Raw genomic sequence first — 26963 nt, forward strand, 5'->3', positions numbered from 1 at the left:
TAATATGAATATGACTATGTATCATGCCGACCTGATTCAATTTAGTGACATGGCCCGCCGGGGAAATATTCTGTTTTGCTATGTGGGATATTTTTCACAGCATGTTGTAACCGCTATGGCCGAAACCGTTCGTGCCAGGCTCGAGTCTTCTGGTGCTGCTGGGCCAACCCGACGGAAACTTTTCTCGTCGTTTGTGGAGTTGTCGCAAAATATTATCCATTACTCAGCCGAAAGTTTGACCCCACCAAGTCAGCTAAGTGATGAAATACGCCGAGGTTCAGTCTGTATTGGGTACCATGACGACCACTATTTTCTGCTTTCATCCAATCCCGTTGCTTCATCTGATGTGGAAACAATTCGCTCGCGTATTGAACCACTTCGCAGTATGTCACTCGAGCAAATAAAACTCGCCTATAAGCAAGCCCTTCGTGAAGAAACGTCCAATCAAAGCAAAGGTGCAGGGCTAGGTTTTCTTACCATTGCAAGAGACGCCAGCGCGCCACTGAATTTTGAATTCATTGTTGATCCTGAGAATCCGGAGATCACTTTTTTTTGCATACAAACCAGCATTTAATTACGTATTAAGGATGGAAAATGGACAATCTTTACATTTCGGCATCACCTACCACTCCAGAAGTTTCTCTTCAGTTTGACCAAAACAGGCTTTCAATGCGTGGTGAGTCTTATCCGGAAAATGCCAGCGTTTTCTATCAGCCAATAATTGAAGCAACAATGGCATACCTGCAAAAGTGCAGTAACAAAATGATAGAGGTTAATATTTCACTGGGTTATTTCAACAGCTCCAGCACGAAATATCTTTTCAATTTTTTTGATGCATTGAACAAAGCGGCTTCAGACAATAATCACATCACGTTGAATTGGTACTACGATGATGAAGATGAAACCATTCTGGAGTTTGGTGAAGACCTCAAAGAGGATTTCAGATCACTGGATTATCACAGTTACCCTATAGAAACGGCGTAATTCGTGTTGTGTAATGGGCTTTTTTAAATCGGCATGTATTTGTGGAATACCTGCTCTGGCTAAATAATCTGGCGAAGCAATCATCACTCGACCTGTTTCCCCGATACGACGGGCATGCAGGCCACTATCAGGCAGTTATCCAAAACGAATAGTCGCATCGGCATGGCCGGCACGGACCTCACTAATTCGGCCTGTGACATCTATGTTTATGGTGTTTACCTAGGATAAAACAATTGCATCGACAGCTTTTGTCACGGCAATGCTGGTGTTGTATGGGGTGGGTTTTGTGTTGATAACTGTCTGGGCAATCGCTATGCCGATCGTTCGCTTGACTTAATTTTGGTTGTTTCTTAAGTTTTAGTGATTGTGCCGTTGGCTGGAGCGGGTAAAGCTGTTGATGGGCTTATCTTGGTCTTGTGCTTTATATGGGGATGTCAGCAAAGAGACCAACAAGCCTTAGATGCCGTTTGTTAATTGTTGAGGTATCAGTCTTTCGGATATTGTCCTGCCTTGATTTGACCTCGCGATAAGTTCACTTTTAGGCAGACAATAAATGCCAGAGCAAAAAACACGGCACACAGCAAAATCGCATTTTGCAAACCGACCAGTGCCTGCATTAAGCCCACACCAACCAAACCAATGATGGCTGCCAGTTTGTGTGATAAACCCCAGAAGCCAAAAAACTCAGCTGCTCTTGGCAATGGGGTTAATTTGCCGACAATGGCGCGACTGGCAGATTGCGTGGCACCGAGACATAAACCAGCCGCCACTGCGACCACCAGAAAGATATCCTGCCGTTCAGCTTGATAACCGAGTGAGTTAATTGCATCAGTAATATTGGGTGTTTGCCAGATCAATAACACTGCGCCAATCCAGAACAGCAGGGTAAATTGATAGGTAAACTGACTGCCGCGACGATCTTCGGCCCAGCCAAAAAATATTGCTCCCAAGGTTGCCGTGACCTGCACGGTGATAAAAGTCAGCACCCGCATTTTTTCATCCCATTGCACCACCTGTGCACCGTAGATAAATGTGAAAGCGATAATGATGTAAATACCCGACATGGCAAACAATGCCGACAGCAGAAAGATACTTAAATCCTCATACCCGCGAAGATGTTTCAGGCTGCCTTCCAGCCGTTGCCAACCCTGCTGCCAAATACTGATACCACTGATGTGACTGGCTTTGCCACGTTCTTTAAGCAACAAAAAAGTCGGAATGGCAGCCAGCAGGAAAAATCCCGCTGCAAATGGTCCAACCCAACGCACATTTTCAAAATTTTCCAGGCTGACTTCACCGAGAAACAATAAAGCCAAACCAGTTGCTACTAAGCCACCGACATAGCCCAGTGCCCAGCCAAAACCGGAGATTTTGCCAAGATCTTCTGGCGGTCCCAGATCTGGTAAAAAGCTGGCAATAAACGACTCACCAATGGAATAGGCATAGTTGGAAATTACTATCAGCAACATGCCGAGCAGAATGTAGCCGGGCGCCACAAAATACAGCAGCGCCGTAGCGAATACTGTCACTAAATAACTGATGAACAAAAACTGTTTGCGCCGAGCGGTCAGATCCATCACCGCACCGAAAAAGGGTGCCGTTAAGACCACCAATAAATAACCGGCTGCCAGTGACAAGCTCCACAACAGATTGCCCAGCCGATAGGCATTTTCGGCATCACCAACAATCACCCGGGTAAATAAATCGCCAAACACCACGGTAATAATCAGCAATGTGTAGGCCTGATTGGCAAAATCGAACATTGCCCAGCCGAAAATTTCCTTTTTGTCAGCGCGTGGTTGGCTCATCGTCATTTCGTGTGTTGGAAAAATGCCGACTATATCATCAAAGTGACGAGTAGCGGTTTACATACAAGTTCAATGTTTATTTGTTGATAGGTATAGAAATTGCTTTGACCGTATTTGAAGTTGATTCTTTGCCAATTATTGCTTCGGGTCTATGACATTTCCTGGAGGCGAAATGGATATACACGACGAGGACAGTCATGATTGACATTACTAATAACACAACGCTTTACAATAGTCGGCTTGCCACTACTACGATAAACCAGTATCAAGCTGTTACAGACACGACCAGCACAACAACGCCCTCTAGTACAACTACCACCATTGTTTCTAATCTGGCACGTCAGTTGAGTGAAGCGGCAAATCTTGCCGAAACACGAGACGCCAGCCTCAGTCGCAATGAACTTGCTCACAAAGCCAAAACTCTGATCGATCAGCTCATTGGCAATAGCTACGATAATAATAAGCTCCAGCACGACAATGAGGTTCCCAACACCGACGACCCAGAGTTGCTGGCACGCGCTAAACAAGCTACCGATTTCGTCAATGGCATGGGGAGTAATCCCTTCAAGGGCATGTCACGAGATCAATTATCCCTGATTGCTTACGATGAAAGTGGCAGTTTCACCATCAATGAACGGCGTGCTGCATGGTTGGAATCCTATGATCAGGAACAGGTCTGGCGAAGAAAGGTCGTGGCCCAGGCAACGGACGAATATAACCGCACCGGCAAGCTCACTAACTTCTTTACCGAGGTGCTTAACCACTACAAAGAGCTCCCGGCGATTGAGCAATCACAATATCCAGAGGACTATGAGTCTCAGCTTCAGCAATGGATTGATCTTGATTTCAATTACATTACTCATCAGGCTGAAGGAAATGGCTCCAATCCGACGAGTTTGATCGAGCTGTTAATGGTTCAAGGAGCCTATGGCAATAAAGACGCTGCTAAGGCTGAATCAGATAATGTAGAGGTGATGTGAAAATCGCATAGAGTATTTTAAAGATACTAAAATCATATCGTTATCCAGTGTAAGGAATAGTCATTTTTGAAACCAGTAATACAGGAAGAAACCACAGGATGTGGCATTGCGGCAGTAGCCAATATCTTGGGCAAGACTTACTCAGAAATGAAGTCTATCGCCAACGCGATGGGGATTTATGCTGAAGATCAATCACTTTGGTCTGACACACAATATGTCAGACAGATGTTAGTCAATGGAGGAGTGGAAACTTCTTCTGATGAAATTACTTTTGAATCATGGGAAGCGTTACCGGATTTAGCCTTGTTGGCTATTAAATATCATCAGGATGAGGGCAAAAACTTCTGGCATTGGGTGGTTTTCAAACGCGAAAATGGTGAAGCTGTTGTACTGGATTCAGCAAGCTATCTGCCAGCTAATATCAGAACCGACTTTGATGCCATGCAGCCGAAGTGGTTTATTGAGGTAAAGAATGCAAAACTAGTGCAATAAGGTCATTATTTTGTTCAAGCCAGCATCTTTAAATATTTTTTTAAGAGTAAGTAATCAATGAAAAAATCGAATATTATTTCGAGCAATTTTTGTGGAAATCACGATTTTTAGTCTTAATCGCAGTGGTTTCAAGCTTAATTGGATCATTGGTTTTGTTTGTTGTGGGGACGCTGGATATATTAAAAGTAGGACTTTCCGCAGTGAATTATTATTTGGGGCGGAGTGAACAGGACATTCACGAGTTCATTGTCACCGATATCATCCTTGCCATTGATATTTACCTGGTAGCGGTCGTACTGCTTATGTTTGGTGCAGGTGTATACAGACTGTTTATTTCCCCGATTGATCAGTCTGAGGAAAATGGCGTCGCTCATCCATTTAATATCCAAACCTTTGATGAGTTGAAGGATAAAATTGTCAGGGTGGTTATTCTGGCAGTGATAATCGAGTTTTTCAGAGCAGTAGTGGATATCCAATTCATCACCCCACTTGATGCAATTTATCTGGCCCTGTCCGTTCTGGCTTTGGCAGCGTCTGTTTATCTGATGAATATGAATCAGGGAAAGAAAATAGAGGTCGATAAAAAATAGCTTTTTTACCTAATTGCAGAACCACACATAAGGCAAAAGTAACCGAACCATGAAACAAACCGGAAAGATTAATTACCTTGAAATGCCATCGCGAAATCTCGACGTGACTAAGCAATTTTTCAGTGAAGCATTTGGCTGGTCGTTTGTGGATTATGGCCCTGATTATGTTGCCATTGAGAATGCCGGGCTGGATGGTGGATTTTTTAAATCTGACTTGGTGGCAACAACTGCTAACGGAAGTGTACTGGTTGTGCTTTATAGTTCTGAGCTGGAAAACACGGTCGAGAAAGTCAAAAACGCAGGCGGTAAAATCACCCAGAATATCTTCTCATTCCCCGGTGGTCGGCGGTTTCATTTTACTGATCCCAATGGCAATGAATATGCGGTTTGGTCGGAATAAAGATCTGGTGTGACCCGTTCCCACGCGGAGCATGGGAACGAGCCAACAGGGGCTGATTGGTGAACCAGAAAGTGATTTTGATTTAGCCAATCACTTTAACAGGGCCATGGTTATCGCAGTGATCGCCATGGGGATGGTGCAAATGTCCATCTACCAGGTAATCAGTGTGGTCGCCGTGTGGAACTGCTTCATGTCCGCAATCAGGGCCATGAACGTGATCCGCATCGTGTCCGGCACAATTATGGTGATTGCAATCATCTGGGTTTTTATCCGTTACTTCGATTTGGTGTTCGTCAATATGCGACTGATGTGGGTGGTGCAAATGACCATCGTGTAAAAAGTCGACGTGGCCATCATGTTCGATTTGCGTATGGCCACAGTCGGGGCCGTGTTTGTGTGTGTGGTCATGATGAGTATCGCAGCTCATATCATTCTCCTTTGGTTGAGTTACTTTCGTTGGCATGCTCAAGGGCGTTTTCTATCATTTCAACAACATGTTGATCGGCTAGTCGGTAATAAAGATGTCGAGCATCACGTCTACGGGTTACCAGGTTTGCATTCAGTAATGTTTGCAAACGGGCTGACACGGTAGATAACTTGTCTTCAGGGGTTACCAAATCGCCTACGCAAAGTTCGCCCTGCCGTAAACGATACAAAAGTGTCAGTCGCGCTGGATCACCTAATGCCTTAAACATGGCAGCACTGCGTTCTAGTTGATCAATACTTGGTTCGTAGCCGCCGCAATTCTGCTGATGATGTTCTTCACTACATGACTGCACTTGATATTCCAATATTCGATGTAATGTCGTAACTGTAGTCCGAATCTTTTTCTGATACAAGATTAAATGCGATTTTTTCACTAGAGATTTAATGAATAGTCAGCAAGAGCTTGGGTGTTCCCACGCAGAGCATGGGAACGAGTCATCTCTTTAAATTTTAACCATTTGCCAATTGTTGACGATGATCCTGAGCATAAGTTTTGAGTGAACGTGGAGGCTTACCTGTCAGAGTGGCAACATCATCGGTAATGACAGATGTCCAACCTTGCCTTACTGGATAAAAAATCGAACTTAGAAAAGCAGCATAGTCTGCTGGGACACCAGCTGAGGTGAGCATGTCGATAAAGGTGTCATCATCAATAGCGTTGTAGCTTATTGGTTTGCCAATGACTTCAGTTAGCAACTGAGCTGCTTCTGCATAACTAAACGCCTCCGGGCCCGTCAGATTAAATGCCTGACCGTCAAATTGTTCTGTCGACAGTGCTGCCGCTGCAGACTCGGCAATATCTCTCACATCAATGAAGCTTGATTTGCCATCTCCGGCAGGAATAGCGAGTTTTCCATGATCGATGCCAGCCTTCCAAAAAGTATGAAAGTTGTCGGCAAACCAATTAGGTCTAAGAATGACATAGGGCGTTCCAGACTGAATTAATGCCAATTCAACTTGACGATAAGGAATGGCATCATCGGCATCGACACCAAGTGCAGTTTGTAAAACGACCTTAATGTTTCGGCTTGCAGCAAATTCGATAAGCGGAACCAGCAAATCTTTGGCTTGAACATATCCGGCAGCCAACATGATATAGGCCCGATTCACATCTTCGAAGGCTTGCTCAAAACTCTCTGGTTTGAAGTAATCAAATACAACACCTTCTGCACCCAAAACATCTTGACCAGATCGTGAAGCGGCTTTGACCTGTTCACCACGGGCAAGCAGATTTTCGACCAGAGGACGACCAATATTCCCTGTGGCACCCAAAACCAAAATTTTATTTTTCATTTTCTTTATCTCCAGTGTTAAAGTTGATGCTAAGTTTCCAAAAGAAACTAGGTAAACAATTTAACCTAAGGGTAAATAACTGAAAAGAAGGCACTTTTATGTAATCTGGTTACCTTGAAGTAACCAATCTGATGCTTAAACAGGTGGAAATAATGCAAGTTGAATATGACGTGTATGAAGATAAATGCCCGACACGAATGGTTTTGGATCGATTAGCTGACAAGTGGTCAGTATTGATTCTGGATCGATTAGATAATGAAGCAGTGCGGTTTAATCAGTTACGTCGAGACATAAAAGGCGTTTCACAGAAAGTCTTATCGCAAACCCTGAAGAAACTGGAGCGGGACGGATTGATTTCACGAACCGTCTTTGCCACCGTTCCTGTGACGGTGGAATACGCCCTGACGCCGCTTGGCAAAACCTTAACAGATTGCGTATCAGAGCTGGCACATTGGGCTGAGCGGAATATGGACGAAGTGTTAGCAGCACAAAAGTCTTACGATAAAACCTTGGATTAATTCACCAGCGTTAGCTGGCAGAGCAGTGTAATGAGCTGAACCAAGGACACAAAATTAAATAAATCGACTTTTGCCAGTTTGTGATATTGCCGATGGTTGAAGTGACTAGTATGGATTGAGAAACGTTAATCCATCGAGGTCGCTATGAATACCCCAATACACACAGCTTACAAACCAGAAACTACACCCGGTGTTAAACCTACTCATCCGCTAGATCCATTGACCCTTGACGAGCTAGCCGAAGCCACATTGCTGCTCAGAAAAGAGAAGCAGCTCAGCCCGTCTTGCCGATTTCCCTATCTGCAACTGGAAGAACCACCCAAAGATGAAGTGCTGGCGTTTGAAGCCGGCAAACCTTTTTCACGTATGGCTTTTGCTGTGGTATTGGATAAGGCTACCGGGTTAATTCACGAGGCAAAAATTGATCTGATTAGCCAGCAGATTACGGAGTGGAAACAACTGGACCCAGAAGTGAGCGGTCAACCACCGATTATGATTGAAGAGTTTTTCAGTTGTGTGGATATCGTGCAGGCAGATGAAGGCTTTCTAGCTGCGGTAAGACGTCGTGGTTTAACCGATAAAGATATTGAAAATATTCAAATCGATCCCTGGTCATTTGGTTATTACGGCGATGATGAAAAATATCGTGGTCGGCGCTTGATGCGTGGTGTGGCGTTTGTGCGTGATGAGATTGTTGATAACGGCTATGCCCGCCCGATTGAAGGGCTGATGGCGATTATCGATCTTAATGAAGAAAAGGTTATTGAGATCATTGATGATGGTATTAACACGCCGGTGCCCAAAACCAAACGCAATTACGATACGCCTTCATTAGGCAAACCCCGTGAAGGACTGAAACCGTTACATATTGTGCAACCTGAAGGGGTGAGTTTTTCGGTGGATGGCTGGAAAGTCGACTGGCAAAACTGGTCCTTCCGGGTGGGATATACCCCACGTGAAGGTTTGGTACTGAATCAAATCAGCTATAAAGATGGCGAACGGGTTCGGCCCATTATCTATCGAGCCAGTATCAATGATATGGCCGTACCGTATTCCGATACAGCCCTAAATCATTACTGGAAATGTGCTTTTGATGGCGGTGAATATGGTCTGGGTCGTATGGCTAATCAACTGGAACTCGGCTGCGACTGTCTGGGCGCGATTCGCTATTTTGATATTCCGGCCGTTGATGATCAGGGCTGCCATTTCTGATGAAAAATGCCGTGTGTATGCATGAAGAAGACTACGGCACATTATGGAAACATTATGAGTTTCGAAGTGAAACCTATGAAATGCGTCGTTCACGCCGATTAGTGGTCAGCTTTTTCTGCACCGTGGGCAACTATGATTACGGCTTCTACTGGTATCTGTATCAGGACGGTACGATTCAACAGGAAACCAAACTAACCGGCATTATCCAAACCAGCGGCATGGTGCCTGGTGATAAACCCAAATTTGGTGGCATTGTCACCCCTGAAATTTACGGCCCAACACACCAGCATTTCTTTAATGCACGGCTGCATATGATGTTGGATGGTGAAAACAACTCGGTGGTCGAAACCAACTTCTCGCCAGCATCTCAAGATGCCGAAACCAATCCTTGGGGTAATGTTTTCAAGACCGAAACAACCTTATTCAAAACCGAACTCGAAGCGACCCGTGAAGCCAATGGCGCAACAGGACGTTTTTGGAAGATCATTAATCCAAATCTGAAAAATTCGGTCGGCAATCCACCGAGTTATAAATTGGTGGCAGAACACAATCCGGTGATGTTGGCTGGCCCAAATAGTTTTATTGGCAAACGGGCCGGTTTTGCCAGCAGGCATTTATGGGTGACGCCTTATGATCCCAAGGAAATGTATTGCTCAGGCATGTATCCCAACCAGAATAAAGGTGATGGTCTGCCATATTACGTGGCGAAAAATCGTCCGATTGAAAACACCGATATTGTGGTCTGGCATACCTATGGCCACACCCATGTCTGTAAACCGGAAGATTTTCCAATTATGCCGGTGGAGTACGTCGGCTTTTCGTTAAAACCCGACAACTTTTTTGACGGCAATCCGGCGATGGATCTGCCTAAAGATGTTGATAGTCATAGCGTCGATACGGCTTCTGCTGCTGGCAGTTGCTGTTCCAAATAAGTCGATACGATGCTGCTGACCACGGTCGATCTATTATGCAGCGTGATCTTTGTGATCACGCTGCATCAATGGGCTGTTACCAATCAATTACTCAGTCGACCGTTGTTATTTATTGTCGGCAACGTTGTGTTTTTGAGCGGCATGCTGCCGTGGTTTGATGCTTTAGCACGCTATTCCATCTGGTTGCACAGCGCCCAAAGCGTGATGGTGCATCATCTTGCACCGTTATTATGGATCAGTGCGTTGCAACATCATTCAACTCGTCCGAGATCGAATATTGTTGCTGTATCACACTGGCCGTTCACGTTATTGATGAGTGGTTTTGCCGTATTAACCTGGGTTTGGATGTTACCGGAGTTGCATCCGCTGTTTATGCAAAGTGCGTTGTTATACAGCGTAATGAAATGGCTGATGGCGTTAAGCGGTATCGCCTTGTGCTTGATGATGATACGAAAACATCAGCAGACAAGTTATTGGCAAAACTTAACCTTGTTAACTGTGATCATGCCGTTAGTGCTTTGGGGATTGTTGATGCTGGTGTTCCCAAATATGTACAGCGAGACTCACTCAGGGCCACACCATCATCATATGATGATGAACAACTTACCGGACTGGCTGCAGCTTTCTGCGGTGGCCGATCAATATTTGGGTGGTCTGATATTTATAGTGGCTGGATTAGCCTACTGGCAGGCCGGAACATCAGGCATAAAGCTTACGCGTCATGCTCGGCGTTTCGCCAAATAAACGGCGATATTCCTGCGAAAAATATCCCATATGAAAGAAGCCGTAATTGGCTGCGATATCTGTAATCGATAAGCCGGTTTGTAATAACTCACGCCGAGCGGCATTCAGTTTAACTGCACGCAGATATTGCATAGGCGAGGTGCCGGTGGCTTTATGAAAACTGTAATTCAACGTGCGGTGTGGGATATGTAACGACTCACAAATATCCACCACGCTGGCACAACTGCCTTCGCTTGACGTCACATAATCATGACAGCGTTGCACAATATAGTTATGTTGATTTCCCAGGCGTTTCGGTTGGCCGATGCCGGTTTCAGTAGCCTCGTACAAGGTCAATGCAATCAAGATAATGTGATCTTCTGCAGCTTTTAACCGTTGTTGAATCTGTTTTTCTGATAGTGTCGAATCATCCGTAATGGATTTTAACTGCTCAATAAGCAGGGCAAGCTGATTGCGTAACCGAGTTAAGGTGTCGGTACTGGTTTTAACACCATGACTTTTCTTAAAACCGATGAGCCGTGAGTAGGTTTCATGGCTTAATAAGTCACTTAAACGTTGTTGATTAATAGCAATGACGCTGTAATCCAGTTCCGCTGGCCCCACAAAGGCAAAGTCACTTTCGTAGGGGAGCAGGGTGACGCCATCCGACATGATCTGCCGAGCCTGATCCGAAGTATCACTGGTATCCATATGGTGAGGGATCATTAAACTGATTTTGCCTGTGGGTGTATGGGTATTCTGCACCACGCTTTGCTTCATTCGTTCACGAAATACCCGCACTGAATCCAGCTGGATATCTTCCAGAAACCCTTCAAACTTTCCTGAGCTTAACTGGTTATATTCCTGCGGCCAGTTTTGCAAAGAATGGGCATGCTGATTCACATCATCAAATACAGCAGATTGACTGAACATAATGCTGACACCTGTTACAGCTAATAATCTGATGTATAAGCAAATAATGCACCGTGTCAGTTTAAGACAGGCTTTACAACCTGTCTTAAAAACTTAACTCAGTAAAACCAACAGCTTTGAGCTGAAACCGAGAATTTTTGTCATTAAAACTGGTTTGAGAGAAATCAGCTATATTGCCCAAATTTGGGGCATATTTATTAACTAGGCTTCAATTTAGTTCAGTTAACCTTTCAAAATTATGGGTAAAAATATCTGTTTAACAGGTCACACTTTTTAGATTTTGTGACCTGCTCTCAGCTTGTTTAAAAATCAGAATTTCAACGTCAAACCGGCATAAACCGATCTGCCCATGCCGGGTACAGTCACACCCCATGGAACCGATGTGTTCATGGTGGCACCCTGACCTACATAGGCACCGGAAAGCGGGTGACTGTAGAGACGGTCAAACACGTTTTCCATGCCAAAATCCACGCGGGCTTGTTTCCATTCATAACTGGTACGCAGATTCACCAAACCGTAACCAGCCGTTTCAATCTCGTTACGTTCGTTATTGACCTTATCTTTGCCGGCGACCAGCACCCATTCAACATTATTACGCCAGCCGTTTTTGCTGTGCTCTAACGATAAGGTGGAGTTCAACGGCATGATGTTATACAAATCATCGCCGGTATCACGGTTTTTACCTCTTACATAACTGAGAGTGGCGGTTCCGGTGATTTGTCCCCATTTTTCTGACTGATACAGCGTTTTGAAACCAGATACATCCACGCCGTAGAGTTTGGCTGAGACATTCTGGTATTGCAGATAAACAAAATCATTCTCCGATGTCAGGTTGGCAGCAGTACAAGCACCACCGCCGGTGCTGCAACGCTCGGCATCAATAAAATCGTCGACATAGGAAATATAGGGCGTTAGTGAGACATGCCAGTCATGTTGTTTGGCGTCGTGAAAGTTTGCTGTGAAGCTCAGTGTATGGGCAATTTCAGGATCCAGATCGACATTACCCACATAGCCGTTACCATCTCCGACCAGATTCACCATCCGCATGGCCATGCCATGGGTGGACCAGGCAAAACGTTCATATAAATTTGGCGAGCGGGTTTTCTGAGCGTAACCAAATTCATAATCATGGGTAGCCGCAGGTTTGAATCGAGCAAGCAATGTCGCATCGATATTATGATCGGTGATGTCACGGTCGCTGGCATTAAAGGCATCCGCAGCTGCCTGATACATTGCGTTGTAACCTTGCACATCATCTGCATTCATCTTCACCGTTTCATGGCGAACACCTGCTACCGTGGTCCACTGACTGTTCCATGCCGCTTCCCATTCGGCAAATACACCATAGCGATCCCGTTCGCCATTGTTGATATTCAGGAAGGTATTCGGTGCCATCATCATGCCACCGGAAGCTTCCCAGAAATCATCCAGACGATAGCGTTGTAACTCGGTGCCAATACGGAACAGATCACGGTTGTTTGCATTGATTTCGGCTTTCAATGTCAGGCCACGGTTATCACCTTCGGTTTCCATTGGCATACCGTTGGCGATCATCATTCCTGAGCCATAGAGAAACTGCTTATCTTCACCAAACTGCATTTTGTGATGGGTTTTTTCACGATACAGCGAGGTTTCCAGTGAGCCCCAGTCAAACATGCCGTTATAGATCAGGTTGATTTGATTGCTGCGGTTTTCCGTCATATCCATACGCTGATTTGGCCAGCCTTGGAAGGGGATGTCCTGATGGGCAAATTTAAGCTGCAGCTGATGATTATCAAGTTTATAAGCCATATCAATCGCATGGTTCCGGCTTTCATAAGCGGATGATCCAACTTCATCAGCATCCAAAGAACGGCCGTCGGTGGCAGCATTTCCCGCCGGTTTGAAATTGCCGCCGGCATTATAGTTATTTGCTTTAGCGGTTGAGCCGGTATAAGTGATACTGAAATCTTCTGATGCCAGCGTGGTAGAAAGGTGGCCGCCGCGGGCATCGCCATTACTCCGATAGTAACTGCCAATTTCACCTTTGGTGAGGGTCTGGCCATCTGCTGCAAATTCCGGTTGTTTGGACTTGGCGATAATGGTGCCACCGATACTGTCACCACCAAGACTCACCGGGGCGATACCGGAATAAACCTGAATCTCTGAAACACGCGAGGGAGCAAGATAGGATAGGGGCGGATTCATATGATTTGCACAGGCGGAAATCAAATCCATGCCATCAACCTTGATACGCAGGCGATCATCAGCAAAACCACGCATAAACGGTAAACCCGACACACCACCACCCGAATACATCGACATGCCAGCCACATCATTGAGAAATGCGGCGGTATCACTTTTATAAGCACGTTGGGAGCTAATGTCGTTTTCGCTTAATGTAGTGCTGTCCACCGTTGGTACAGAAGCTGCTGTGACCGTCACTCTATCCAGCATCTCATCATCGTGTTCATGGACGGCGTATAAAGGAGTGCTTGCCAGTCCGGTCAAAATCATCAGGGCCAAAGGAGAAAGACGTTTTTTCATGGTGCTGTTATTCCGGTTTAAAAGTTAAACCAAGCATAAGCAATAAGTCAGTATAAAAAGTGTGGGATTTAGGGCAGGGGTGGGTGAAATCACCCACTTTTGAATACTTGTAGATTCTGTCTGGTCAACTGGCGTTCCCACGCGGAGCATGGGAACGAGTTTTGGATTAAAGCGAGCTTTGATTATGAGCGTTTTAGAAAAGCAGTTTGATACCTACTGACGCAATCCAGTCTTCTTCGCTTTCATCAGCATTTCTAGCAATGGAGGCGGTACGTCCAAATTTGCGTTCGTATTTCAGATCCAGATAAGGCACGACTTTACGGGTGATTTCATAAAACAGTTTGATGCCCAATTCGCCCTGGCTTAAGCCTCTGCCTAAATCCTGGCGTTCAACATTCTGAGCAGTGAAATCCAGTTGATAATAGGGTTCAAAGCCAAAACGCTGGGTGAACAGCAGATGGTTTTTCTGTTTCAACCGGCCAGTCACATCACCATAATCACTGATAAACAGATGTGCCTGAGTTTCAAAGAGATACGGTGCCAGCCCATTGAAACCCAGCGTTAAATAACGGGTGGATTCAGGTTGAGTATCTATACGCAGGCCAAGCTGGGCATCCCAAAAATCGTGCACATTCCGGCTATACAAAGCCCAGATTTCACTCTCTTCCAGCTTGCCTTTGTGGCCTTCCAGTTCACCTTTGAGCCAGAGTTTGTGGGTATCTCCACCGATCCAGCCATCCCATTCAATATGGGTTTTATCACCTTTACTGCCACCGCCATGTTGGGCTTCAAACCATAAGGCATGGAAGATGTGTGATTCATGCTCGTGCCCATGCCCATCATGATTATCATCGGCATGGCTGCTGGAAATAAACAGGCTCAATAGCAATGTGACTAGCAGATTAGATTTAGTGATGATCATGGTGACCTCCCATGTCGTGATGTGCTGGTTGAGAGGCGGGCAAATCGTCTTCATCAAACTCGGCGACGACCACCGTAGACATCATGCCAGCAGACATGTGATACAAAAGATGACAGTGAAACGCCCATTCGCCGGGCTCATCAGCGGTCAGTAGCACAGAATATTCGGTGCCCGGTGCAACATTAACCGTGTGTTTGTTGGGTAACTTTTCGCCCGGTTGACCATTTTCCAGCTGTACAAACATGCCATGCAGATGCATCGGATGCGCCATCATGGTTTCATTTTTAAAGATCAGCCTTACCCGTTCTCCATAATTGAGTTTGATTGGCTCAAAGCCCGGATCACCGAATTTATGGCCATTTAAGGTCCAGATAAACCGTTCCATGGTGCCACCTAAGGTCACCACAATTTCGCGTTCGGCAGGACGTAGATCAGTTTGTGTACCAAGCGCTCTTAAATCACTGTATTGCAGTGCTTTATGACCTTCTGGCGTACTGGCGTCGGCCCAGCCACTTTGTATTTCGGCTGGTTCATCGTGCTGCATCGCATGATGATCATGTCCATGCATATCGTGCCCGCTATGATCCATTGAATCTGTAGATTGACTCATCTGATGCTCGCCGTGATCCATATCATGTCCCATATCGGCCATGGTTAATAACGAACGTGGGCGATGTGCTGGTACCAAACCTTTCATACCTTCTCTAGGAGCCAGAGTGCCCAAAGCAAAACCAGTCCGATCAATGGATTCAGCAGCAATGGTGTAAGCCCGATCAGCCTGAGGTGTGACAATCACATCGTAGGTTTCAGCAACGGCAAAACGAAATTCATCAACCGTAACCGGTTCGATATATTGTCCATCTGCCTGAATCACCGTCAATTGCAAACCGGGAATTCGCACGTCATACATCGACATGGCAGAGGCATTGATAAAGCGTAATCGCACGCGTTCACCGGGTTTAAATATTCCGGTCCAGTTGTCTTCATTGGTTTGACCATTAACCAGAAACGCATCGTAACTGACATCTGCCAGATCGGTTGGCGACATACGCATCTGCCCCCAATCACGGGCATTACCCCAAGCAGATTTGAAGCCTTTTTCGCGTACTTCTCCGAAGAAATCACCGACAGTACGCTGAGCATAGTTGTAGTAATGCGGGCTTTTTTTGATGTTAGCGAGAATTTGCTGACCGGTTTCATTACTGAAATCAGACAGTAACACCACATAATCCCGATCGGCTTGAACAACAGGTTCGTCTTTTGGGTAAATCACCAACGCGCCGTAATGACCATCCTGTTCTTGAGAGCCACTATGGGCGTGATACCAGTACGTGCCATTTTGACGAAGGGTAAATCGATAGGTGAAGGTTGTACCAGCTTCGATGGCTTTAAAACCACCCAGTCCGGGAACACCATCCATTGCAGGTGGCAGTAACAAACCATGCCAATGTACCGATGTCGGTTCATCCAGTTTATTTACTACATGGATAACCGCTTCATCACCTTCGGTGAATTCCATTATCGGGCCGGGAATGCCACCGTTGATAGTGATTCTTTCGACGGTTTTGCCAGTAATATTGACCGATTCGAGGTCAATGACCAATGTATATTCGGTCACATCCGCTATCGCGGAGAAGTGGAGTAATGCGGCTGAAATAGCGATCAGCCAACGACTAAATTGTTTCATGAGATCTATCCTCAAAGTGTTTCGATTGGGTATCCGTAGATACCACTTAGAACTGGAGAATTAGCTAGGGCCTGTTGACCTCTCAGAGCCGCCTCTGTTGTGACTGAAAAGGCACCAATCAAGGCGCGAGGAGTGAAGTTTAGTCGTTCTAAATAAACGACGAGCAACACAGAGTGGTGCCTTTTCCGCCACAACCCTAAAGGGCTGGGACTATATTTGCCTTCAACGGCGTTGGAAATGACTCATGTAGGATGGCTACACTTCATCATTACCGCCTTGTTGCAGACAAATATCGTCTCCAGCAGTGGTGGCTTTGAGAGGTCAGCAGGCCCTGGGCGGACGTTCGAATTGGGGAGGGTTTTGACTCACTAGCTGCTCAGCAATAATTGCCAAACGGCTTTGCGAATAGAGGGAGGCCATAAAAACCGGTTGAAAACCTAACACACCAGATGCATGACAATTGGCTGCTGCACACTGACAATTGTCACTGGCGCAATGCGAATTTGTAGCGTGCTTTGGTTGAGGTTCAGCATTGGAATGACAATCATGCTGTTGCTCGCTCATCTCATGATGTACAGCCATATCATTATTTTCTGCATGCGCAGCAGGCATCAGCATCGACAGCATAAACAAGCCGATAAGCAAATAATGAAAAAGAGACTGTGGTTTTGTCATTAAACAATTACCAATAAATAACGTTTGGTTAGACACAGGATAAGCCAAAAGTTTTTGTTATGCCAAACTCTAGCGATAAAACATTAGAGTGAGAAACATATCCTAATACTTATTCAACTCTGCCTGTTTAACCTAGCGGTTCAAATCAAATTTTTTCACTCAATAATCTTTCTTGTAATACTACGTCAATGACGTAGATTTACCATTAAATTGAATATCCCCGCACATATCCTGAAATCCATTCGAAAGGTAGAAAATGAGTAACGAAACCTTGAGCGCGGAAGAGCTTGGTAACAAGCTACTTCAATCAGTCAAAGAAATGAAAGAGGGCAAAGCCGCGCGGGGGGTCAGTCGTGTTGAGCCCAATGAAGTGGCAGAGGCGCGTAGTAAAACGGGCCTGACACAGTTAGAGTTTGCAGAAGTGCTTCATATTTCCCCACGGACTTTGCAGGAATGGGAGCAGGGGCGGCGTAAACCTTCAGGTCCTGCTAAAGCGTTGATTGAGATCGCATCTCGACACCCGGAAATAATCCGGGAAGACCTCGCAATCAGTAGGTAAAAGTGAATGCATTACTTTAATTCATTGTCTAGCTCACGCATAAGGTCATCGTAAGAATAATCTACAAAACCACTATCTATGCCTTCCTGTAGCAATATCCGAAGCGTGGTCAGTCGTGTCTCATACTCCTCAAGCAGGCGTAGTCCTGAACAGACAACCTCGCTAGTTGAGCTGTATCGTCCACTTTTGATTTGTTCAGAAATAAACGTATCAAAATGTTCTCCAAGGCAGACGCTGGTTTTCTTATGCATGACGCCATCTCATAAAAATCCGTAATCGGTATATCGTTATCCAAGTAACTGAACAATTCAAGCCAATACAATCGTTACGTTTTAACCTCAATCATATCGCCTACGACCATTCTTCCTTAGAGTCTGTAATATCAATAATCTATTAAAGAGATGAACGTTGGTATGAGTGACCCGACCAAAACAACTGATAGCGAGCAAACGTCTGAACCTGAAAGTGTCCCGACAGAATATGAAAGCGCTGATCAGTCTGCAATAAATCCAAAGAAACGAAGCATACGAGCCTGGTTACTTTTTGGTCTGTTAGCTTTATTAGTCGTTCTTCTGACCGTTCGTGACGACCTTCGGCAGAACGCAGTTGATAGCAGTGAAAACGCAGTTCGTTATGTTGCCTTTGATATGTTGGGCTGGTCACCAAGGGATCTATTTATATGGCGTTTACGAGTAGCAGGATTATTGGATAGTCCACTGGGTCAACGATGGGCAGATGCTGTCGATCGAGCAGCTGAGCAGCCTGTTCAAGCAGTTGGTCAGTACCGTACAACGGCATCCTTCGCGAGTGATGAAGTAGAGGCACATGTTTATCAGGTGAGGCTTGAGCGAGGTGAAAAGCTGATATGGCAATTCTCACGACTGGATACTTCGGAAAGTCGGCTTTATGCCAGCCTGGAGCGGCGCGAAAAAAACGAGCAAGAATGGTCAACTGTCACAGATTTGGACGCAGATGATGCAACCAATAGTCAGGTTGTGTCGAAAGCGGGCGATTACCGCATCGTTCTTCAACCAGAGTTATTTGCCAATGCAGAGTATTCATTGGCAATGGCCAATGGCGGTTCATTACCGTTTCCCGTAGAAGGAGCAGGGCAACGGGATATCGGTAGCCCTTTCGGTGTGGATCGTGATGGCGGAGCCCGAAAACATCATGGCGTGGATATCTTTGCAGAAAAGGGAACACCAGTTACTGCAGTGATTGATGGCTATGTTCGAACCGGCACAGGTGCCAGAGGTGGCGAACACGTCTGGCTATCAGGCAGCATGATTGGATTCGGCAGTGCTCGTTATTATTACGCCCATCTGGATTCATTCGCAGTTGAATCCGGCGATAGGGTTAAAAAAGGCGACATACTCGGGTATGTTGGCAACACTGGCAACGCGATTACCACACCACCGCATCTTCATTTCGGAATTTACTCAGGTGGACCGGTTGATCCTGCACCATTTCTGAAGCCAGAGCCTGTTTTACCTGACTCCTGAGCATCTGAACGGGCAGATCAAAGTGATGCTTAAACAGTATCAGTTGCATGCGGATAATACTGGGGTTGGTGAGCTAACTTTTTAAAGTGAAGCTCCCTGCTACTCGTCACAATTTGAGCGGATATGAAATTGGTTAAAAAACACGGACTACTGAGAGGACTCTGCTTACTCATTATCATGATAAGCGTGCCCGGAATGGCCCTGGCACAAATACAAGCCAACACCATCCTAAAATCGAAGTACATTTGGGGCGGTGTTCTGATGGGTGATGGTGCCGTCGTACAGGGTAACCTCAAATACACTGCTGAAAACGGTCTGTTTGTTGGTGGGATGTTTTCCACGCTGGATTTCAGTAATCCCGGTAATAACCAAATTGATGTTAAGGCGGGATTCAGCGGTTCGTTCGGTGGGCTTGATTATGAAACCGGCCTCGTCAGGCACGGTTTTACTGGCGATAGCCCCACCGATGAGGATGCCGGTGTCCTTCGAAGTTTTTTTCGGGCTCCCTCGGAAGCATGCGTTTCATTGTGTTAAGTCCGCTTAACGATTCTAGTTGGACCTCAGCGGGTGATGTTTATGCCAATATCGGCTTCGTAAAACCCTTGCCAGCCGACTTTCGCGTTGCTGTCAGCGCAGGGGCCTATTATTTTAATGATGATGCGGTCTTTAGCGATGGCAGGGTCGCTTTTGAGAAGACGCAATCATTTGCCTTTCGCGATGCCACATTGAGTATTGAGCGTGCCGTTCCCAGTTTGCCAGTGGATTTTGGGCTCCATTACTCGATTGGTGGTGAGCGTCAAAATGGATTAGAACTGGACGACCATGTCTGGTTCAGCATTAACATGCGTCTGCCCTGAAACGGTTTATGTCACTTCTAGGCTGAAGTGCATCCACTGTGAATGTGACTAACGGAGGATGAATCCTATGGTTACTCCAAAAACGTATTTATTTGTTTTCTTGGTTGTCATGCCAAATGTCGCATTTTCAGCCGATCGCGAAGCTACTGTATGTGGATGGTTCAAAGAGCGGATGGTTTTACCATGTGGAGTTCGATGGCACCGGAGCCGGATGCCTCCAGGGTTGCTGGAAACGACCTTATCCAGAGAACAGAATTTACAACCGCTGATGATAAAGTTCTAAGGGGTTATAAATATCAGTCTCAAGATGAACATGGCCTGGCAACAGAACCTGAAGGCTACATTCTGGTGGCGTTGGGTAACGCCATGATAGCCGACCTGATGATTACCGCTTTAGAGCGCTTTTCTCAGCGAGGTTACGATATCTATATTTATGATTATCGCGGCTATGGAGAGTCACAAGGCAAACGCAGGATTAACGCCATCATCGAAGATTACAAAGAATTAGTGACTCATCTGAACTCACAGTATGAGAAACAGCTGCTTTATGGGATTTCTCTTGGTGGTGCTGTTATGGCAAACGTAATCGGAAGTGGAGCACAGTTCGATCGCGCGGTGATTGACTCCAGCCCAAGCAGATTGTCACCTCACGGATGTCCAGAGCGTATTGATCCTGCAGAAAATATTCCAGATGATGCGAAAAACCTACTGGTCATAACCGGTGATATTGATTCTGTCCTTGGCCCCGATATGACCACTGAGTTTAGAGAGCGAGCTGAACAAAAAGGGGCGAGTGTTTATATCGGCTGGAATTATGGGCACCCCTTTATGGACAGCACCCATGAAATACACAACGAGCGATTAAATCGGGTGATTAATTTTCTGGATGGCAGTGAAGGTAATTGATGGCTGAACATCTGAACAGGTTGCTTCACCCTAATTAATCCATTAGCTCTACCTGCTGAATTTGCCAGCCATTCGAATCTGTGGAATATTCAATCCACGATATCCGCAACGGATTGGCAATATGGAAGTCAGGTTATGGAAAACACTCCATCCCAAATAACATCAAATCAATCACGCCCAATTATTCCAGCGTTATCAGGCCGAGCTTTTTTTGAGGAAATATTCCCAAGACAAGAAATAAATCGAAATAAAATCCGGCGGTCAAATTTTGTGATTTTGCGCTGGAATGAATTAAAAGACTGTTTGCTGATAATTATTATTAGGCCAACGGCTTCTTTAGCATGCTGTTGGACGGGCCCAGTGACCCGCAAGGAGTTTGGTTACTTATGCATATTTTAGCGGGCCGTACACGCTCGGAATTTCTCGCCGTGCCACAGATGTTCCGCTTGGCCAATGCAGAAGGGGAGCGTGGGTTAGAGCCAACGATACTGGTGAAGGCAAATTCAGTCCTACTGAAATACATTCTCCAAGGCGTACCGATCAAGTTGATCTTCGCACGTATCGATGATCGGATAGTGTATGTGCTAACAGTCTACGATGAACCTACGAATCCCACTAGCCTTTGGTCGGTTTTTGAGTACGACGAAGAACTAGAGGCCTTGTGCCAGATGGTGCAGATACAAAGGGCCCCTGTATTTTTGTTTAATGAGCTGGCCATAAATGTTGCGTGGGCATATTGCAGTACCGATTTTAACGACGATGTGACCGAGTTGTTGCGTGACGTCACCGTGGGCGGCGTTGACTACGAGTTATGGGTAGAAAAGGTTGATGATCTCCTAGGGGAAATTCATCTAAATGAACGAATTCAGGTTCCGTTAATCGTTTCGGATATCAACATATCGTCTAAGTGGACACCTGTATCCAATAGTTTAATCACGAGTCACGCAGAAGTCAGCCCAATTGACATCTTCTCGTCTGACGAAGGGCGCCAGCAAGAGCACTTGGCAGTCTGGTTAACGGACAGCATAGACCCGCTTAACGTACACGCTTCACCCCAGATCCCGAAGGGAAAAGGAACACGCGAATTAACTGATGTGATCCTCAGTCACAAGTACGGTGCTACTCTAATCGAATCGAAGTCTCTGACAGTAATCGGTCGCGATAAACTTCCTTCACGCAACAAGCTTGCTGCGGATCTATCTAGCCACATCGAAAAAGCCGTCAAGCAGCTTAGAGGCGGGATTCGCCATCTAAAGCGCGGCACGCCAGTAACCACCAAATCTCGTGCGGTAATCGACGTGGAGCGGGAGCAACCGTTCCACGCAATCGTGCTAATTCCTGATTTTGGTCTTGTCCAGGATCGAGACTCACTTGGTGTGTTGATGATGCGAGACTTCGCGGCCGCAACAGGTGGATTCCTTCACATAGTCGATGTTAGCGAACTTCTTCGTATAGTGCAGGCGAGTGAGATGATCTCAGAGCGTGGGACCACGATTACGCCATTGATGGCGTTTGATTCTTATCTGACTGAAAGATTTCAGCAAGCCATGGAGGCGGGCACGCTGTGCATTGAGGTATTGATTAGGTTTTCGGATGGGGCCGTGGAGGATTACCAGTGAGTCCGTCCAACAATGCGTTGCAGCCGATACTGGAACCTCTGGGAGACTCCGGGGCGGTTGAGCTTCGTCGTTAACTGGACTGGTAGCTTGCTAGTAACTTGAGTAAGCAATGCATTGCCAATTGCAAGGGACATTCAGTGTTAAACACAAACTTCTACTCGGGCGCTGTCATAAGGTTAGCGACCCTACAAAAACAACGAAACCAAGCGGGTCATTTGCTTTTCGCTACTGTATCACTACTTCCCCGGGGCAGACCGCTACCTCCTCCGATGGAGGGACTAGACTGTTTTCCCGTCGGAAAAACTGGCGAGAATGTTTATTTTCGTCGTGTGCTTTTAAATGTTCAAGAAGCGATTGACTGGTATCGTGCTCTTGGCTGCGGCGATGATAGGTCCCCGACCCCCACTAGACATGAGGAACGTAATAGCAAGTACGATGGAATAAAGATAGAAATATCAACGTTGACAGATGACCCAACCTGGCCGTATCTCGGCCTGCCAATAGGTGAGGGTTTGTTTGCACATTTTTTCGGACGAAGTGACCCTGCTCCCTTCATTGGCAACACGCCCGCTCGTATTCATCGCCGTTTCGGCAGTCAAGATGGGTTCGACTTGATGTTAGCTGATGATAAAGTCATGGCTTTTGTTGCAAGACGGTTGCATGTTGATCTTCGGCTTTACAGGGAGTATCTGGGAAGCGTTGCTCTGGTCGTACCAGACCCTGTGCTCAAGCAAATAGATTGCTTCATGATTCCAGCCTCTGCCGATAGAGGTGAACGCATTTTCTATCGTTTCGTTCCTCGAGCAGGAGAATCGTTGGCTGACCTTAAGATCACTACCTTCGATGAACAATCCCATCTACTTACAGACTTCAGCACACGAGACATTCCCGCCGATGGCATCTTGGATATCGATAAAGGTGACTGCATAGGAGCTTATGGATATGTGGTTGCTCACCAGCAACATGGTGTGCTTGCTTATAGCCCACCATATCCATTTTTACGCCAAATAGGATTGAACATAAATCCTGTAGTAGGTGGTGGCGCAACGGTCAGTGTTCCGATAGGCGAATCAGCCAACTCCCCACGTATGGAATATCCAGTAGCTCAACGTCCAACATTTGCCTCGCAGGAACTTATAGGAGAAGGGCCGCGTATACCTAATGTCGATGCTCGCATCGCCATTGCTGCATCACGCCGCGAAAAGCTCGCAAATGCCAAACAATACGGCCAGCGCTGGTTCCCAGACGGCTCCCGCGAAGAAGCCATGCGCTTTATTCAAAGCGAACTGAGGCGGGCCAAGTCAAAGGTGATGATTGCTGACCCTTACCTTGCCGGATTGCAATTGGGGCAATTCCTGTATGCCGTCAATCCAGAGACCATCTTAGTGACCCTAATTAGTTCAAGCCTAGCATTTAAATCGAAGGAGCAAGAGCCCTCGAAGACCGATGAATTCAGTCTGCAGCTCGCGCAACTGGAGAACGATGCTAAGGTTGCCGCAAAAACATACGTACTCCAATCATCTATCCTGCACGACCGCTTTCTAGTAATAGACGATACGGTCTGGTTTCTTGGTAACTCGCTTAACACTTTGGGCGACAAGGCATCCCTGATCGTTAAACTTCCCAATCCGTATGAGGTGATTGAACAGCTTGAAGGCATGTTGAAGCAGGCAATATCCTTTGATGATTATAAAAAGCAGCAGGCCAAGAATCAGGGGTACTCATCATGAAAGGGTTTTCTCTACATATCTCAATTGCCCCTAAGGCCGAGCGCCCATTTCCCGCTAAAGAAATTCTTTGGGGATCCCAAGAGGGTGGGCAAACTCTCTTCCCGACAGCCATTGCTGCCTATGAGCGGAAGTACTCTAACGATCCTGTTCCCATGCAAAAATTTAGTAAGGCGGTTGCAAATGCTCAAGAGCGCATCTGGATCGTTGACGAATATCTGCTGATACCCGACAGTGGAAAACCCGCGAGACGAATCGAACAAATCCTGACATGGCTACCATTATGGCTTGCTGCAAGCGATATTCGATTGCTAACGAAACACCATCAAGAAATTGACGAAGATGATCTTAAGAAATTCCAGCTACGTGCGCAGGCAATCAGTAACCAAGCGGTGAGGCGTGAGAAGGAATGTCGCATCGAAATCAGAGGGCACCTCACGCGAGATTGCGACTTTGTTCACGATCGCTTCGCTATCATTGATGACGAACTCTGGCATTTTGGTGGAACGGTGGGCGGTTTTCATTCCAAAGTTAGTGCCGCCAGTCGAGGCTGGCGGGCATCGGAACATGGCGCTATCAGCTTCTTTGAGGAAATCTGGAACGCAGGAGAACGAAAATGAACGAACGGTGGCCAAGCGAACGCCGTGCAGAAGCACGGGAAGCCTCTGCAGAATCCTCGTTCAAGACTGCGCTAGATTTCCTCAATCTTTTAAGTTTATTTTCTCTCGTCCAGACCAAGGCATTCGATGACGTCATTAGCTGGATAGTGAATCAAAGTGGCGATCTTTCTGAGTTGGAACAACGTACGGCCCAAGTCGCCGACGAGTTCGCTCAGGTAGTCCCCGATAGCAATGCTTTGCTGATGACTCTCGCTTGTGCGGCAGCACTCGCACAAATGCCGACGCTGCGAACTTGGTCCAAGGTCAACGCATTAAAATACGACTCATGGAAACTTGGGCATTGGTTGAGCGCAGCCATGATAGCGTATTCCGAAGTCCATCCTTCGGCATGTGATTCTTATACCAAGCTTGCCAAAGAAACTTTTACTGCGTTGGAAAACTTCTCATTGCAATCTAGGTCGGAGCGCGCCAACGAAGAACGAGTAGGTGCCTGGAATAACTGGAACACACGACCAGACAAAATTGAAAAAATATGGTGGGGTTTGCGCGGCTGGCACGGTTTCATGAACTACCAAGAAGAGCTTCCGTTATTCTACGTGTTTTACAAATTGGAGCCGGACGAGTTCATTCGCACAATATCCAGATCAGCCAACCCTTATTTGGTAAGTGCATTGTTATTCGTGGTAGGCATAGGCGCATCCTCTCCACGATTCTCTGAATGGAAAAGAATGATTGTCGTAGCTCCTGTTGCTTTTGAAGCTGATGGAAAGTGGAATGGCTCTGTACTGATGCCGTTGCTTCTGGTCGAGGCACGCAACCAGGTATTGCATGTGCCACTAGACCTCAATCCGGATCTCACTCCTGGAGAGCTTGATGAGATCAAACAGGAAATATCCAGCACTGCAGAACTTATCGTAAACGCTTTGGCTGCTCGCCAAGATGCCTCCGCCATTTTTGTTCGCTGGGTGCCTTGGCTAGTGCGGCAGCTCCTATCGCAGACTGAAAAGGATCTATCTGATGTGAAATCATCGGCATATGCCGATAATTCCTTGATCGATGCGATTGGCCGAAAGCTGGAAAATCGCTTTTTACCTCAAACAGTTCCTGATAGCGCGCCCTTATGGGAAGACTGGTGCTACCGATGCGCACTGGCGTCCTTTGCCTATGACGAGCAAATCCAGACACCTGCTTGGAAGAGTTTTGGAGATGAATGGAATTTGTCACCTGAAGACTGGGCTGGAGATAAAGGACGGTCGTTGCGCAAGCGAGCCAACCTGATCTCCAACATGAATGAAGATATCCCAGGTATTGCCGCAAACTTACTGGCTTATCCAATTGCTCAATCTTCATCCTCAACGGAAGATTGGACAGGTCTTTGGAATAACACCATCACCTTACGCGAAATTGTGGAATTCGGTGATGCCGATACAGTAGAGGATGAATACAGCTCGCGCTCTGAAGCCGGTAGGCTGTTGTTTTTGCTCTTTCGCATCGGTCTGGCAATTTTCGATCAAGGTGCAGCCCACAGCTCCGACAAAAATTCGCCAAAAGCCAGATCTCTGGCTGGCCTATTTAAAACGCTCAATTCCGCGTGTAATGAAATGCGGGAAATCGACAGTACATTGAACTATGATGAATGGCTCTTGGCCGCCCAACACTTGGTGATCAGGAGAATCATATGGGAAGATTCTTCTGTTGGCGAAACTGCATCAATGAGTTTCAATGTTTTCAAGTCCAACGATAGGCCTACCATTTCCGAGATTCTTTCTGAGGAAAAAGGTAACACGATTGAACTAGTCGCCATTTTGCAATCCCTTCTGCTAAACAGTTCAGACATGTCACGGGTAAAAGCTGGACTTCATTCGGCATCAATTGATGTGTCCAGTGTCGTGCTGTCGCATAGGAGACTGAATGAATACCATCCAGGCAAATATCCTATTGATGAAGCACAACTGCAAAAGCTGGAAGCGCTCGTATAAAAAAGCTCAAGATCGAAACATCAGAAGCATACG

27 protein-coding genes and 1 pseudogene are annotated in these 26963 nt (G+C 46.2%); 18 read left to right on the forward strand and 10 right to left on the reverse strand.

Translation table 11 applies throughout. The annotated features are described in order from the left end of the window. The first annotated feature begins 4 nt into the window (after positions 1 to 4). A complete protein-coding gene (locus E8Q33_RS03390) occupies positions 5 to 574 on the forward strand; it encodes a SiaB family protein kinase (RefSeq protein ID WP_211116070.1) in 570 nt (189 codons plus the stop codon). A gap of 20 nt (positions 575 to 594) precedes the next feature. Beyond that, entirely contained in the window at positions 595 to 984 is a 390-nt protein-coding gene (locus E8Q33_RS03395) for a DUF1987 domain-containing protein (protein WP_136552780.1), read from the forward strand. A 485-nt stretch (positions 985 to 1469) separates the two neighbouring features. Here E8Q33_RS03395 and E8Q33_RS03400 read toward each other — a convergent pair whose 3' ends face one another. Beyond that, positions 1470 to 2792, reverse strand: a complete 1323-nt coding sequence (locus tag E8Q33_RS03400; RefSeq protein ID WP_069297012.1) for an MFS transporter — start codon at positions 2790 to 2792, stop codon at positions 1470 to 1472. A gap of 197 nt (positions 2793 to 2989) precedes the next feature. On the opposite strand from E8Q33_RS03400, the gene E8Q33_RS03405 reads away from it, so the two are divergent. From E8Q33_RS03405 to E8Q33_RS03420, 4 genes are all read left to right on the forward strand, one after another. Beyond that, entirely contained in the window at positions 2990 to 3772 is a 783-nt protein-coding gene (locus E8Q33_RS03405; RefSeq protein ID WP_136552782.1) for a hypothetical protein, read from the forward strand. Positions 3773 to 3838: 66 nt separating this feature from the next. Beyond that, a complete protein-coding gene (locus tag E8Q33_RS03410; protein WP_136552784.1) occupies positions 3839 to 4264 on the forward strand; it encodes a hypothetical protein in 426 nt (141 codons plus the stop codon). An 89-nt stretch (positions 4265 to 4353) separates the two neighbouring features. After that, positions 4354 to 4854, forward strand: a complete 501-nt coding sequence (locus tag E8Q33_RS03415; protein WP_211116071.1) for a YqhA family protein — start codon at positions 4354 to 4356, stop codon at positions 4852 to 4854. A 49-nt stretch (positions 4855 to 4903) separates the two neighbouring features. Then, entirely contained in the window at positions 4904 to 5254 is a 351-nt protein-coding gene (locus tag E8Q33_RS03420) for a VOC family protein (RefSeq protein ID WP_136552788.1), read from the forward strand. Between the two features lie 82 nt (positions 5255 to 5336). On the opposite strand, the gene E8Q33_RS15900 is transcribed toward E8Q33_RS03420, so the two are convergent. The 3 genes from E8Q33_RS15900 to E8Q33_RS03430 form a co-directional block, all read right to left on the reverse strand. Further along, positions 5337 to 5681 carry a hypothetical protein gene (locus E8Q33_RS15900; RefSeq protein WP_247869899.1) on the reverse strand — a complete coding sequence of 115 codons (345 nt, stop codon included), beginning with the start codon at positions 5679 to 5681 and terminating at the stop codon, positions 5337 to 5339. Position 5682: 1 nt separating this feature from the next. Continuing rightward, positions 5683 to 6033 (reverse strand): helix-turn-helix transcriptional regulator, encoded by a 351-nt coding sequence (locus E8Q33_RS15545; protein WP_211116073.1) that lies wholly within the window; start codon positions 6031 to 6033, stop codon positions 5683 to 5685. Positions 6034 to 6190: 157 nt separating this feature from the next. Then, the gene (locus tag E8Q33_RS03430) at positions 6191 to 7033 is read right to left on the reverse strand and encodes an SDR family oxidoreductase (protein ID WP_136552790.1); all 843 of its coding nucleotides are present in this window, start codon (positions 7031 to 7033) and stop codon (positions 6191 to 6193) included. Between the two features lie 152 nt (positions 7034 to 7185). Between E8Q33_RS03430 and E8Q33_RS03435 the strand changes: the two genes are divergently transcribed. The 3 genes and pseudogenes from E8Q33_RS03435 (at position 7186) to E8Q33_RS03445 (ending at position 10439) form a co-directional block, all read left to right on the forward strand. Then, the gene (locus E8Q33_RS03435; RefSeq protein WP_136552791.1) at positions 7186 to 7551 is read left to right on the forward strand and encodes a helix-turn-helix domain-containing protein; all 366 of its coding nucleotides are present in this window, start codon (positions 7186 to 7188) and stop codon (positions 7549 to 7551) included. 144 nt (positions 7552 to 7695) lie between these two features. Continuing rightward, positions 7696 to 9695, forward strand: a pseudogene (locus E8Q33_RS16530) (primary-amine oxidase). A 9-nt stretch (positions 9696 to 9704) separates the two neighbouring features. After that, complete coding sequence (locus E8Q33_RS03445) at positions 9705 to 10439, forward strand: cytochrome c oxidase assembly protein (RefSeq protein WP_136552793.1); 735 nt, start codon at positions 9705 to 9707, stop codon at positions 10437 to 10439. Here the strand turns inward: E8Q33_RS03445 and E8Q33_RS03450 are convergent. The 5 genes from E8Q33_RS03450 to E8Q33_RS03470 form a co-directional block, all read right to left on the reverse strand. Next, on the reverse strand, positions 10395 to 11351 hold the full coding sequence (locus tag E8Q33_RS03450) for a helix-turn-helix domain-containing protein (RefSeq protein WP_136552795.1): 957 nt from the start codon (positions 11349 to 11351) through the stop codon (positions 10395 to 10397). The two genes, E8Q33_RS03445 and E8Q33_RS03450, sit on opposite strands and share 45 nt — an antisense overlap. 309 nt (positions 11352 to 11660) lie before the next feature. Then, complete coding sequence (locus E8Q33_RS03455; protein WP_136552797.1) at positions 11661 to 13877, reverse strand: TonB-dependent siderophore receptor; 2217 nt, start codon at positions 13875 to 13877, stop codon at positions 11661 to 11663. 193 nt (positions 13878 to 14070) lie between these two features. Beyond that, complete coding sequence (locus E8Q33_RS03460) at positions 14071 to 14799, reverse strand: copper resistance protein B (RefSeq protein WP_136552799.1); 729 nt, start codon at positions 14797 to 14799, stop codon at positions 14071 to 14073. Beyond that, the gene (locus E8Q33_RS03465; protein ID WP_136552801.1) at positions 14786 to 16486 is read right to left on the reverse strand and encodes a copper resistance system multicopper oxidase; all 1701 of its coding nucleotides are present in this window, start codon (positions 16484 to 16486) and stop codon (positions 14786 to 14788) included. The genes E8Q33_RS03460 and E8Q33_RS03465 overlap by 14 nt, the downstream gene beginning before the upstream one ends. Positions 16487 to 16807: 321 nt before the next feature. Continuing rightward, on the reverse strand, positions 16808 to 17161 hold the full coding sequence (locus E8Q33_RS03470; RefSeq protein WP_136552803.1) for a hypothetical protein: 354 nt from the start codon (positions 17159 to 17161) through the stop codon (positions 16808 to 16810). A 256-nt stretch (positions 17162 to 17417) separates the two neighbouring features. On the opposite strand from E8Q33_RS03470, the gene E8Q33_RS03475 reads away from it, so the two are divergent. After that, a complete protein-coding gene (locus tag E8Q33_RS03475; protein ID WP_136552805.1) occupies positions 17418 to 17720 on the forward strand; it encodes a DNA-binding transcriptional regulator in 303 nt (100 codons plus the stop codon). 11 nt (positions 17721 to 17731) lie between these two features. Here E8Q33_RS03475 and E8Q33_RS03480 read toward each other — a convergent pair whose 3' ends face one another. After that, positions 17732 to 17971 carry a type II toxin-antitoxin system ParD family antitoxin gene (locus tag E8Q33_RS03480; protein WP_136552807.1) on the reverse strand — a complete coding sequence of 80 codons (240 nt, stop codon included), beginning with the start codon at positions 17969 to 17971 and terminating at the stop codon, positions 17732 to 17734. A 162-nt stretch (positions 17972 to 18133) separates the two neighbouring features. Between E8Q33_RS03480 and E8Q33_RS03485 the strand changes: the two genes are divergently transcribed. The 8 genes from E8Q33_RS03485 (at position 18134) to E8Q33_RS03520 (ending at position 26930) form a co-directional block, all read left to right on the forward strand. Beyond that, positions 18134 to 19222, forward strand: coding sequence for a M23 family metallopeptidase (locus E8Q33_RS03485; protein ID WP_136552809.1), 1089 nt, complete (start codon positions 18134 to 18136; stop codon positions 19220 to 19222). A 195-nt stretch (positions 19223 to 19417) separates the two neighbouring features. After that, complete coding sequence (locus E8Q33_RS03490) at positions 19418 to 19756, forward strand: TorF family putative porin (RefSeq protein ID WP_168800131.1); 339 nt, start codon at positions 19418 to 19420, stop codon at positions 19754 to 19756. Further along, a complete protein-coding gene (locus E8Q33_RS03495) occupies positions 19738 to 20079 on the forward strand; it encodes a hypothetical protein (protein WP_136552813.1) in 342 nt (113 codons plus the stop codon). The genes E8Q33_RS03490 and E8Q33_RS03495 overlap by 19 nt, the downstream gene beginning before the upstream one ends. 183 nt (positions 20080 to 20262) lie before the next feature. Continuing rightward, positions 20263 to 20985 (forward strand): alpha/beta hydrolase, encoded by a 723-nt coding sequence (locus E8Q33_RS03500; protein WP_168800132.1) that lies wholly within the window; start codon positions 20263 to 20265, stop codon positions 20983 to 20985. A gap of 386 nt (positions 20986 to 21371) precedes the next feature. Further along, on the forward strand, positions 21372 to 22604 hold the full coding sequence (locus E8Q33_RS03505; RefSeq protein ID WP_136552817.1) for a hypothetical protein: 1233 nt from the start codon (positions 21372 to 21374) through the stop codon (positions 22602 to 22604). Between the two features lie 269 nt (positions 22605 to 22873). Next, a complete protein-coding gene (locus E8Q33_RS03510; protein WP_211116076.1) occupies positions 22874 to 24334 on the forward strand; it encodes a VPA1262 family N-terminal domain-containing protein in 1461 nt (486 codons plus the stop codon). Continuing rightward, positions 24331 to 24951 carry a hypothetical protein gene (locus E8Q33_RS03515; protein WP_136552820.1) on the forward strand — a complete coding sequence of 207 codons (621 nt, stop codon included), beginning with the start codon at positions 24331 to 24333 and terminating at the stop codon, positions 24949 to 24951. Before E8Q33_RS03510 ends, E8Q33_RS03515 begins: the two co-directional genes overlap by 4 nt. After that, positions 24948 to 26930, forward strand: a complete 1983-nt coding sequence (locus tag E8Q33_RS03520) for a hypothetical protein (RefSeq protein WP_136552822.1) — start codon at positions 24948 to 24950, stop codon at positions 26928 to 26930. The genes E8Q33_RS03515 and E8Q33_RS03520 overlap by 4 nt, the downstream gene beginning before the upstream one ends. Positions 26931 to 26963: the final 33 nt, after the last annotated feature.

This window comes from Methylophaga sp. SB9B (assembly GCF_004832235.1).
GTDB classification, from domain to species: domain Bacteria; phylum Pseudomonadota; class Gammaproteobacteria; order Nitrosococcales; family Methylophagaceae; genus Methylophaga; species Methylophaga muralis.

Coding starts and splice junctions, on each gene's coding strand:
- E8Q33_RS03390 (WP_211116070.1), top strand. CDS start 5: ATGAATATGACTATGTATCATGCCGACCTGATTCAATTTAGTGACATG.
- E8Q33_RS03395 (WP_136552780.1), top strand. CDS start 595: ATGGACAATCTTTACATTTCGGCATCACCTACCACTCCAGAAGTTTCT.
- E8Q33_RS03400 (WP_069297012.1), bottom strand. CDS start 2,792: ATGAGCCAACCACGCGCTGACAAAAAGGAAATTTTCGGCTGGGCAATG.
- E8Q33_RS03405 (WP_136552782.1), top strand. CDS start 2,990: ATGATTGACATTACTAATAACACAACGCTTTACAATAGTCGGCTTGCC.
- E8Q33_RS03420 (WP_136552788.1), top strand. CDS start 4,904: ATGAAACAAACCGGAAAGATTAATTACCTTGAAATGCCATCGCGAAAT.
- E8Q33_RS15900 (WP_247869899.1), bottom strand. CDS start 5,681: ATGAGCTGCGATACTCATCATGACCACACACACAAACACGGCCCCGAC.
- E8Q33_RS03430 (WP_136552790.1), bottom strand. CDS start 7,033: ATGAAAAATAAAATTTTGGTTTTGGGTGCCACAGGGAATATTGGTCGT.
- E8Q33_RS03435 (WP_136552791.1), top strand. CDS start 7,186: ATGCAAGTTGAATATGACGTGTATGAAGATAAATGCCCGACACGAATG.
- E8Q33_RS03445 (WP_136552793.1), top strand. CDS start 9,705: ATGCTGCTGACCACGGTCGATCTATTATGCAGCGTGATCTTTGTGATC.
- E8Q33_RS03450 (WP_136552795.1), bottom strand. CDS start 11,351: ATGTTCAGTCAATCTGCTGTATTTGATGATGTGAATCAGCATGCCCAT.
- E8Q33_RS03455 (WP_136552797.1), bottom strand. CDS start 13,877: ATGAAAAAACGTCTTTCTCCTTTGGCCCTGATGATTTTGACCGGACTG.
- E8Q33_RS03460 (WP_136552799.1), bottom strand. CDS start 14,799: ATGATCATCACTAAATCTAATCTGCTAGTCACATTGCTATTGAGCCTG.
- E8Q33_RS03465 (WP_136552801.1), bottom strand. CDS start 16,486: ATGAAACAATTTAGTCGTTGGCTGATCGCTATTTCAGCCGCATTACTC.
- E8Q33_RS03470 (WP_136552803.1), bottom strand. CDS start 17,161: ATGACAAAACCACAGTCTCTTTTTCATTATTTGCTTATCGGCTTGTTT.
- E8Q33_RS03475 (WP_136552805.1), top strand. CDS start 17,418: ATGAGTAACGAAACCTTGAGCGCGGAAGAGCTTGGTAACAAGCTACTT.
- E8Q33_RS03480 (WP_136552807.1), bottom strand. CDS start 17,971: ATGCATAAGAAAACCAGCGTCTGCCTTGGAGAACATTTTGATACGTTT.
- E8Q33_RS03485 (WP_136552809.1), top strand. CDS start 18,134: ATGAGTGACCCGACCAAAACAACTGATAGCGAGCAAACGTCTGAACCT.
- E8Q33_RS03490 (WP_168800131.1), top strand. CDS start 19,418: ATGGCCCTGGCACAAATACAAGCCAACACCATCCTAAAATCGAAGTAC.
- E8Q33_RS03495 (WP_136552813.1), top strand. CDS start 19,738: ATGCGTTTCATTGTGTTAAGTCCGCTTAACGATTCTAGTTGGACCTCA.
- E8Q33_RS03500 (WP_168800132.1), top strand. CDS start 20,263: ATGTGGAGTTCGATGGCACCGGAGCCGGATGCCTCCAGGGTTGCTGGA.
- E8Q33_RS03505 (WP_136552817.1), top strand. CDS start 21,372: ATGCATATTTTAGCGGGCCGTACACGCTCGGAATTTCTCGCCGTGCCA.
- E8Q33_RS03510 (WP_211116076.1), top strand. CDS start 22,874: ATGGAGGGACTAGACTGTTTTCCCGTCGGAAAAACTGGCGAGAATGTT.
- E8Q33_RS03515 (WP_136552820.1), top strand. CDS start 24,331: ATGAAAGGGTTTTCTCTACATATCTCAATTGCCCCTAAGGCCGAGCGC.
- E8Q33_RS03520 (WP_136552822.1), top strand. CDS start 24,948: ATGAACGAACGGTGGCCAAGCGAACGCCGTGCAGAAGCACGGGAAGCC.